At 46.2% G+C, this 904-nt stretch carries 2 protein-coding genes; both read left to right on the top strand.

From position 1 onward, the window contains the following. Positions 1-458, top strand: a 458-nt coding sequence (locus A3739_RS23615; protein ID WP_082878578.1) for an amidohydrolase family protein, incomplete at its 5' end; no start/stop codon positions are given. A gap of 197 nt (positions 459-655) precedes the next feature. Beyond that, positions 656-904: hypothetical protein (locus tag A3739_RS23610; protein ID WP_156502793.1), on the top strand; the 249-nt coding region annotated here is incomplete at its 3' end.

Raw genomic sequence — 904 nt, 5'->3', positions numbered from 1 at the left:
CCACCATTACGCCACAACATCTTTTGTTGAACCGTAACGATTTACTCGTTGGAGGCATTCGACCTCATAACTTTTGCCTACCCGTTTTGAAACGCAACATTCATCAACAGGCTCTTAGGGCTGCGGTGAAATCTGGGTCACCTAAGTTTTTCTTGGGAACAGATTCGGCTCCGCACGAGAAACATCGCAAAGAAAGTGCATGCGGCTGCGCCGGCTGTTACAGCGCATGGAGTGCAATTGAACTGTACGCAAAGGTGTTTGAAGACCTAGATTGCTTGGATCAGTTCGAGCGCTTCGCAAGCTTCAATGGTCCAGATTTTTATGGTTTACCGCGCAATACCGGAACCATTACTTTAGTGCGCGAACAATGGACTGTTCCTGAGATCATCACCCTACCTGATGGTGGAGAAATTGTTCCATTTTTTGCAGGCGAAACACTGAACTGGAAGCTTAAATAAGACCTTACACGATAGTAAGGTGATGTGATTAAGAATTAATCATTTAAAGTCCAAGTTCGCGGTATGATACGTAGCCTGAAACAATAACGTTCATTCCGCGAATTCCCAAAATGCGTTTCGAAAACCCCTTTCACATTGCCGTAGTCTTCCTTTGCGCTTTTGCGCTATCGGCCTGTCAATCAGGCGAGGACGAAAACATGCTTCAAAGTGCGGTTCGCGGTAAAGCTATTAAAGGGGTAATTAGCCAAGGCGTCGTCAGCACATACCGAGTCTCCGAAGAAAATGGCAGCCTAAGTTTATTGTCGACAACGTCCACAGATTCAAATGGGCGCTTCTCCCTCAATATTAATCACGACGAAGAACAGCCTTTACTCATTCAAATCAGCGCCCAACCAGTTGTCACTACCATGACCTGTGAGTTGCTTGAGGGCTGTATTGCGGAACAC

The organism is Oleiphilus sp. HI0067 (assembly GCF_001635735.1).
The sequence above is the reverse complement of the archived record's forward strand: the minus strand, read 5'-3'. Positions and strand labels throughout refer to the sequence as shown.